The organism is Mesorhizobium sp. M7A.F.Ca.CA.001.08.2.1 (assembly GCF_003998455.1).
Classification (GTDB): domain Bacteria; phylum Pseudomonadota; class Alphaproteobacteria; order Rhizobiales; family Rhizobiaceae; genus Mesorhizobium; species Mesorhizobium ciceri.
The window spans coordinates 1-8,109 of record NZ_RZPW01000244.1 but is presented as its reverse complement, the minus strand read 5'-3'; the positions used below and the strand labels follow the sequence as shown (position 1 = coordinate 8,109).

Below are 8,109 nucleotides of genomic sequence, written 5' to 3'. Positions count from 1 at the left end.
TCACTGCACCTCCAAGCTCACCGAGGATATCAACGACATTCGCTCGCTGGGCTTCCGCGGCGAAGCGCTGCCGTCGATCGGCTCGGTGTCGCGACTTTCGATCCGCTCGCGCACGGCAGCGAGTGACAGCGCCGCCGAGATCGGCATCGAGGGTGGCCGCGTCCTGCCTGTCAGGCCGGCGGCGGCCAATCGCGGCACCACGGTCGAGGTGCGCGACCTGTTCTTCGCAACGCCGGCCCGATTGAAGTTCATGAAGGGCGAGCGCGCCGAAAGCTCGGCCACCAGCGATGTGGTCAAGCGCATCGCCATCGCCTTCCCCGCCGTGCGCTTCACGCTGGCCGGCTCGGACCGCTCGACACTGGAATTGCCGGCGGCGGATGACAGCGCGGAAGGCAGCCTGCGTCGTGTCGCCCAGGTGATGGGCGCCGACTTTCCCGACAATTCGATTGCCCTCGACGCGATGCGCGATGGCGTGCATCTGACCGGCCACGTGTCGATCCCGTCCTTCACCCGCGCCAACGCGCTGCAGCAATATGCCTATGTGAACGGCCGCCCAGTGCGCGACAAGCTGATCGCCGGCGCCATACGCGGCGCCTATGCCGACGTCCTGCCGCGCGACCGCCATGCGGTGACGGTGCTGTTCCTGACGCTCGATCCGGCCATCGTCGACGTCAATGTCCACCCAGCCAAGGCCGATGTGCGCTTCCGCGATCCCGGCCTTGTGCGCGGGCTGATCGTCGGCGCAATCAGGCAAGCACTGGCCGATGCCGGCGTCCGCGCCGCCACCACGGGTGCCGCCGGCATGATGGCGGCGTTCCGGCCAGGGGCCGCATCCTACGGCCACGGCGGACCGGCAAACGGCCACCGCAGCTACGACGCGGCCTACCGCGCGTCGGGTCCGTCCGGCTTCGATCCTGCCCGATCGCCGCAGCGGCCGCTCGATATGGGTTTCGATGGTGCGGGCCTCGAGCAGCGCGGCTTGCGAGAAAGCGGGCAAGCGGCTTTCGATGCCGGTCCGCTTGCCAGCGCCGATGCACGCGCAGGGCAGGATGAAGCGGCCGAGACGTTGCTCGGCGCGGTGCTGGGCGCGGCGCGCGCCCAGGTGCATGAGAACTACATCGTCGCCCAGACTAGGGATTCGCTCATCATCGTCGACCAGCATGCGGCGCATGAACGGCTGGTCTACGAGGCGCTGAAGAATGCGCTGCATTCGCGCCCGGTGCCCTCGCAGATGCTACTTCTGCCCGAAATCATCGACCTGCCGGAAGAGGATGCCGAGCGGCTTGCGCTGCATTCGGAAACGCTGGCCCGCTTCGGTCTCGGCATCGAGCGCTTTGGCCCCGGCGCTGTCGCGGTGCGCGAGACGCCGTCGATGCTGGGCGAGGCCAATGTCCAGCAATTGGTGCGCGACCTCGCCGACGAGATCGCCGAGAACGACACGGTCGACACGCTGAAGGAGCGGCTGGACAAGATAGCCGCGACCATGGCGTGCCACGGCTCTGTGCGCTCCGGCCGCCTGCTCAAGGCCGAGGAGATGAACGCGCTGCTGCGGCAGATGGAGGCGACGCCCGGCTCCGGCACCTGCAACCACGGCCGCCCCACTTATATCGAACTCAAGCTGGCGGATATCGAACGGCTTTTCGGACGGCGATAGCTGGGGACGGATTGCGGGCCTATCGCTTCGCCGCTCGAGGTCGGCAGGTCAGGAGGCCGGCCGACAATGTGGTCACCCGCGATTTTCGTCCAGCGGCCTGAGTAGCGCGATCGCAGCCGCCGCCAGCAGGAGGATCGCACCGGTGATTTCAGCCCAGCCGACCGCCTCGCCGAAGAGCCAGGCTCCTGCCGCCAAAGCGGTCAGCAAATAGCGTGCAGCCGCCAGCAGGCGCGGAGGCGCGTCATTGAGACCGAGCTTGATCGCGGCCCAGGTCAGCCCCCAGATCAGCGACATCACCGCGAAGAAGAAGAGGTTGCGAACCACCGATCGGCGCTCAGCGCAGTCCCCGACGATCGACAAGTATCCGATGGATTTCGATCCGCTCCGGCAGCTCGATCAGGAACTCGGCATCGCGGTCCAGATGATGGACTTTGGTCGGTTCGCCTTTGGTAAAGGCGGTCATCGCTTGCATGTCGGCCCAATACGAGATGGTTGTGAACCACGTCTCGGCATCACGGTCCTCGCGCAGCAATTGGACGCCAAGCGCCGTCTTCTCGAGGGGCGGAATACCCTCGGCACGCAGGTATGGCTCATAGGCGTCGGCGATGTCGCGGCGGGTGCGACCGCGCCAGATGCGCGCGATGGTCGGTGTGGTCGGCATGAGGTTCTCCTTCAGTCAGGCGGACAGCAAACTGGGCATAGCGGACGCCAGTTGTGATCAGCCGTGAACACGAGCCAGGAAATCGCGGACCAGCGCCAGCGCGTCGTCGAAATGTGTCTCGAGCAGCCAATGACCCGCCCCTTCGATCAGATGCAGTTCCGCATCGGGCAGATCGCGATGATAGGCCCTTGCCGACGCCGCGGGCATATAGCCATCCTCTGGCCCCCAAAGGATCAGCGTAGGTGGATGGTGTTCACGCAAATAAGCCTGGTAGCGCGGAAACCAGGTGAGATTGGCTTCCAGCTTCTCCATCAGACCGACGGCGATCTGCCGACGAACCGGCGTGTTCATCAGTGGCCAGTGAAGATTCCAGAGATCGGGCGGCACGCGCATGGCGACGTCGTCAGCCACTTCCCCGATGAACTCGGCCCGGAACCCGTCCTCACTTACCGCGGCCTCGAGCGGACGGTGCTTGCCGGGCGTCTTGTCGGTCCACCAGGCCTTGATCGTGGCGTATTTGGGTCCAAGCACGTCCTCGTAGATGTCGCCGTTCTGGATGATCAGGGCGCTGATCCGCTCCGGGTGTGAGATCGCATGCCGGAGTCCCATCTGCGAGCCATAATCATGCAGCCACAAGGCGTAGCGTTGGAGACCGAATTTATCGGCAAGCTTGGAAAGCACGTCGCAATAGGCGTCGAAATCATAGCCGAAGGTGGCCGGATCGGGTGTGCCGCTGTATCCGAAGCCAGGCCAATCGAATGCAATCGTCCGCCAGCGGTCGGCGAGCGCCGGCATCAGTCGGCGGAATTGGAACGAAGAGCAGGGATAGCCGTGCGGCAAGAGCAAGACAGGTGCTTCTAACGGCCCTGCCTCGCGATAAAAAATGGATAGATCATCCAGTTGCATGCGTCGGTGCGTCGTTGCACCCGGCATTCGGACCTCCGTCGAACAAACCTCGGCTAAACGCGTTTGATCGAGGGATCGTTCCAAATGGGGGAAGCGGACGGTCGGCAATATTCATCTCTTCAAATTCACCACGATGACACCGCCCAGCGCCAGCGCGCCGCCGATTATGCCGAGCAGAGTGGGAACTTCGCCCAGCCAGAAGAAGCCGATCAGCGCGGACATCGGCGAGACCAGATAGAGGAAGTTGGAGGCACGTGCCGCCGGCAGACGCGACAGCGCGGTCGCCCAGGCGGCATAGGCGATGAGGCTGGGCACGATGCCGAGAAAGATGACGGCGCCGAGGCCTGCTGTGTCGGCGACCGCCGCCTGCGAAAAGGCCGACGGCAGGAAGGGGGCCAGGCATAGTGCGCCGAGCACCATGTTCGAAGCCGAAATGGTCAATGGATGATGGCGGGCAAACAGCGGCTTCTGGACGATGGTGTTGACGGCCGAGCACAAGGCCGAACCAAGCACCAACAGAGCACCGGTGTTGAACGACAGGCCATGCCCGTCGGCCATGGCGATGATGCCTATGCCGGCGAAGGAAATCACCGTACCGATCCAGGCCACGCCTGAGAAGCGCTCGCCCAGCAATGCCATCGCCATGATGGCGGTGAAGATCGGGCTGACATTGATGATAAAGCCGGCGGCACCGGCCGAGACGGTCAGTTCGCCGAAATTGAGCATGACGGTGTAGAGCGCGACGAAGATGGCGCCACCAAAGACCAGGCGCCACACTTCGTCGAGCCTTGGCAGCGCCGGGCGCTTGACGGCCAGGAAGATCGCCGCCGGCACAGCGGCGATGGCAAAGCGCAACGCACCCAGTTCCAGTGGGCCGAAGGCGGCGAGACCGGCTCGGATAGCGGGAAAGGCGGAGGCCCAACCAACCACCGTCAGCGCCACCGCGATGGCTGCCGTGGTGTCCATTCGCTGTGTCGAATTCAACGTGCCCGTTATCTCGCTCATCTCACCGCCCTCGTATTTCTTCGGTCCTGAAAGGCAGAAAACGCCTTTTCACCCCGGTTGACAAACGACGAAATCGAGGATCACCTGTGACTATGGATCACAGCTCGGACACAATGGTGCCGCTCGAAACGCTGCGCGCCTTCGATGCGGCGGCGCGAACAGGTAGCTTTTCGGCGGCCGCCGAAAAGCTCAATATCACCCATGGCGCCGTCAGCCGGCAGATCGCCAAGCTCGAGGACTGGCTGGGATTGAAAGTCTTCGACCGTGGTGCGCGCGGCGTCTCGCTGACGATCGAAGGCAACAGGCTGCATCTGCGCACGGCGGAAGCCTTTGCGCTGATATCGACCCATTCCGACCGCTGGGTCGAGCCCCGTGGCACGGCGGTGGTGCGGCTGACCTCGATCCCCTCGGTCAGCGGACTGTGGCTGATGCCGCGCATGGCAGCGCTGGAAAACAATCCCTCGAAGCTGCGCATCGTGCTCGATGTCGACATCCGCCAGGCCGACCTTGCCGATGAAGGCATCGACCTCTCGATCCGTTGTGGACGCGGCGGCATTCCGGGCCGCATCTCGGTGCAGCTTTTCGAGGAACATGTCTTCCCTGTCGCGTCACCCGAGCTTGCCCGCGAGATCGGCCGCGGCGACCCTGCCCGGCTGCTCAAATATCCGCTGATCAATGATTCCGACGCGTCGGCCTGGCGCGCCTGGTTTGCCGCGCAAGGCATGGATTACCGCCCGCGCCCGCAGGACCGCCGCTTCGAGGACTACAATCTGGTGCTCGACGCCGCCGCCTATGGGCTCGGCATCGCGCTGGCCCGCCCGCCGCTGACCGGACATCAATTACAATCGGGCCGCATCACTCCCGTCGATGAGCGCACAGCCCTCAACCCGGTATCCTACTGGCTCGACCGGCCGATGGGGCGGCCGCGTGCCGCCGCCGCCGACCTCGCCCGCCGCATCGCGGCAGAGGCCGGGCTGGCCCAGGAAAAGATCGAGGCGTTTATCGAAGCCGAGCGATAGGCCTTCCGGACCTATATGGAAAACCGGCCGATTCGAAGCTCAACGAAGCAACAACAAAACGAACCCAAGGATCACCGCTCCCAGCAAACCGGCCATTATCGAAACAAAGCCAATTTTCACCAGCAACTGCTCAGGGTTCGGCACCGCACCATGGGATTGATTGGCCGGCCTGTGCCTGCCCGCCGGCGTACCCAGGGCGGCAGCGTTGCGCGGGATTGGAGCCTGCGGCGGGATAAGCGACAGCAATGACAGCCCCGCAACCTTGGCGGAGGCATTGTCATTGGCGGTTGTCGAAGGCGGCAAGAAGGCTCGCAGCGTTTCGGCTTCGGGTTTTGCCTTTCTCGCCACGACTGTTGCCAACGCCGCCTCTTCGCCCGTCTCAAGCTGGGCAAGATAGGCATCGACGATGCCAGCGGATGCGATCTGCTGCGATTTGACGGCCATCGGCGCCGCCGGCAAAATCAACAGCGCCGGCGCTGTCTGCTGCGCGAGCAGAGACGGCGCCGGCGGTTGGACCAGCGCCTTGACCAGTGCCGTCATCACGGGATCAGCCTGCCCCGAGGGCACGGCTTGCGGCGTCATCACTTCCCTAAGCAGGGCGGGAAGACGAGCGGAGGAAACGTCCATTGCGGCCCACCAACGACATTTTTCCGCTTCACAATAAGCGTTCAGCATTGTCTCAGGCTTGTCTCATGCTTGACCTCGCCGGGAATTTATGGCGATGAAATCCTCATGAACCCTGGCGTCCCCGCATGATGAACCGTTTCGAAGGCCCCGGCGGCAAGGAAGCCCGCATCCGCTACCTGGATGGCGACTTCCAGGTTACCAGCCCCGGCGCGTTCGTGCGCTGCGCGGTGACAGGCGAAAGCATTCCGCTCGACGAGTTGAAGTACTGGAGCGTCGCAAGGCAAGAGCCCTATATCAGCGCCACCGCCTCGCTGCGCCGTGAAATCGAGATGCATCCGGAGCTGCGTAAGCGCAGTTAACCCTTCAGCTTGCGCTGGCGCCAGGCATCGAGCGTCTCGTCGATGATGCGCTCGGGAACGTGATCGAGTTCGAAGACCGTGTCGATCTCCAGCACCTCGAGCCGGTCGAGAAAGTCCTGTGAGGCGCCGTGGCGCAGCCGGGCGGCGTCCTTGGCGGTGGTGATGAGCACCAGCCCCTCAGTGCGTGCGGTCGCCGCCAACTCGGCAAGTTCGTCCTCCGCATAGAAATGATGGTCCGGAAACGGCCGCGTCAATGCCAGTTCGCCGCCGGCCTCGCGCACCGTGTCGAAGAATTTCTCGGGATGGCCTATACCGGCGAAGGCGAGGAACCGCTTGCCGGCAAGCCCTGCCTTGCCGCGTGGCTCTGTATGGGCCTCGAAGATCGCCCGGCCGGCGCGTGCCGCCTGGCGGACCACGCTGTCGGCGGCAGTGCCCTCGCCCATTTTCAACAACCCGCTGGTGAAAACCAGCTGGTCGACGATTTTGGCCCTGAGCGGCCCCCCCGGAATGACGCGGCCGTTGCCGATCCCGTAGCGCGCATCGACCACGACCAGCGCATAGTCGATGTGGATGCGGGCGCTCTGGAAGCCATCGTCCATGATCAGGAAATCGCAGCCATTCCGTTCCAGCAGCAGCCGGGCGCCGGCGGCGCGGTTCGGCGTCACCGCCACCGGCGCGTGTTCGGCGAGCAGCAGCGGTTCGTCGCCGACATGCCGGGCGCTGTCGTGGTCGATATCGACCACGTGCGGCTCGGCGAAGGAGCCGCCATGGCCGCGCGACAGGAAGCCTGGTTTCAGATGCATGCGCTTGGCCTGCTTGGCGAGCGCGATGGCCACCGGTGTCTTGCCGGTGCCGCCAACCGTGAAATTGCCGATGCACAGAACAGGCGCTTCGATCTTCTCACGCTTGGCCCGCCGCATGCCGCGGCCGGCGGCAGCCGCATAGATGGCCGACAGCGGCGACAGTGCCAGGACCCGCCAGTCCGGCTCCTCCCACCAGAATGGTGGTGCTTCCGAGGCCACGCTAGCGCCCGTTCGCGCCCTTCAGGCGCGACTTGACGACCAGCGGCTGGATGTAGGGCTCAAGCGATTTCAGCGTACGCGCCAGCGCACCGCGCATCTCGTCGACGGTCGCAATGCCTGCCGCCATCATCTCGTGGCGCGCCACTTCGTTGGTCAGGAGGAAATTGACGGCGCCGGCCAGCATGTCGCGATCGCGCACCAGCTTGGCGCCGCCGCTGTCGAGGAGACGCTGGTAGGCCTCGCGAAAATTCTGCACATTGCGCCCGGCGAGAACCGCCGTGTCGAGCATGGCCGGCTCCAGCGGGTTCTGGCCACCCTCGGAGGTCAGCGAGCGGCCGACGAAGGCGATTTCCGTCAGCCGGAGATAGAGCCCCATCTCGCCGATCGTGTCGCCAAGCAATATGTCGGTGTCGGCCGTGATCCTGTCGCCCTTGCTGCGCCGCGCGACCTTCAGGCCCATGCCGGAAATCTGCGCCGCAAGCGCCTCGGCTCGATCGGGATGACGCGGAACGACGATCGTCAGAAGACCATGGTGGCGCTTGTGCAGCGTCGCGTGGACTTCAGCCGCGACCACTTCCTCGCCGTCATGGGTCGAGATCGCCGCCCAGGTCGGGCGCGTGCCTATCTGCCGCCGCAGTGTCGCCAGCGCCCGTTCGTCGACCGGCGGCGGCGACGTGTCCACCTTGAGGTTGCCCGACACCGTCACCGGCCGCGCGCCGAGCGCGAGAAACCGCTCGCCATCGACATCCGACTGCGCCACGACGTGAGCCAGGTTCTCGAACAGCGCCTCGGCGATGTTGGCGCGTTTCTTCCACGATTTGAACGAGCGGTCGGACAGCCTGCCATTGACCAGCAC

At 64.8% G+C, this 8,109-nt stretch carries 10 protein-coding genes; 3 read left to right on the top strand and 7 right to left on the bottom strand.

Annotated features, from left to right (window positions below; genetic code table 11):
- A partial coding sequence (mutL, locus tag EN914_RS16245) for a DNA mismatch repair endonuclease MutL (RefSeq protein ID WP_127389153.1) occupies positions 1-1,654 on the top strand: 1,654 nt, incomplete at its 5' end.
- A gap of 72 nt (positions 1,655-1,726) precedes the next feature.
- Here mutL and EN914_RS16240 read toward each other — a convergent pair.
- The 4 genes from EN914_RS16240 to EN914_RS16225 form a co-directional block, all read right to left on the bottom strand.
- The gene (locus EN914_RS16240; protein WP_164752978.1) at positions 1,727-2,014 is read right to left on the bottom strand and encodes a hypothetical protein; all 288 of its coding nucleotides are present in this window, start codon (positions 2,012-2,014) and stop codon (positions 1,727-1,729) included.
- Positions 1,989-2,315, bottom strand: coding sequence for an antibiotic biosynthesis monooxygenase (locus EN914_RS16235; protein WP_024504825.1), 327 nt, complete (start codon positions 2,313-2,315; stop codon positions 1,989-1,991). Before EN914_RS16235 ends, EN914_RS16240 begins: the two co-directional genes overlap by 26 nt.
- Before the next feature lie 57 nt (positions 2,316-2,372).
- Complete coding sequence (locus EN914_RS16230) at positions 2,373-3,248, bottom strand: alpha/beta fold hydrolase (protein WP_024504826.1); 876 nt, start codon at positions 3,246-3,248, stop codon at positions 2,373-2,375.
- A gap of 84 nt (positions 3,249-3,332) precedes the next feature.
- Positions 3,333-4,226 (bottom strand): DMT family transporter, encoded by an 894-nt coding sequence (locus EN914_RS16225; RefSeq protein ID WP_024504827.1) that lies wholly within the window; start codon positions 4,224-4,226, stop codon positions 3,333-3,335.
- Positions 4,227-4,318: 92 nt separating this feature from the next.
- On the opposite strand from EN914_RS16225, the gene EN914_RS16220 reads away from it, so the two are divergent.
- Complete coding sequence (locus tag EN914_RS16220; protein ID WP_027163234.1) at positions 4,319-5,245, top strand: LysR family transcriptional regulator; 927 nt, start codon at positions 4,319-4,321, stop codon at positions 5,243-5,245.
- 39 nt (positions 5,246-5,284) lie between these two features.
- On the opposite strand, the gene EN914_RS16215 is transcribed toward EN914_RS16220, so the two are convergent.
- Positions 5,285-5,920: a hypothetical protein gene (locus tag EN914_RS16215; RefSeq protein ID WP_245467742.1), complete on the bottom strand. Its 636-nt coding sequence runs from the start codon at positions 5,918-5,920 to the stop codon at positions 5,285-5,287.
- Between the two features lie 77 nt (positions 5,921-5,997).
- Here EN914_RS16215 and EN914_RS16210 point away from each other — a divergent pair, with 77 nt between their 5' ends.
- Positions 5,998-6,231, top strand: a complete 234-nt coding sequence (locus EN914_RS16210) for a DUF2093 domain-containing protein (RefSeq protein WP_013532341.1) — start codon at positions 5,998-6,000, stop codon at positions 6,229-6,231.
- Here the strand turns inward: EN914_RS16210 and lpxK are convergent.
- Positions 6,228-7,253 (bottom strand): tetraacyldisaccharide 4'-kinase, encoded by a 1,026-nt coding sequence (gene lpxK, locus EN914_RS16205; protein WP_024504830.1) that lies wholly within the window; start codon positions 7,251-7,253, stop codon positions 6,228-6,230. The genes EN914_RS16210 and lpxK overlap by 4 nt on opposite strands.
- Before the next feature lies 1 nt (position 7,254).
- Positions 7,255-8,109, bottom strand: an 855-nt coding sequence (locus tag EN914_RS16200) for a 3-deoxy-D-manno-octulosonic acid transferase (protein WP_281034657.1), incomplete at its 5' end; no start/stop codon positions are given.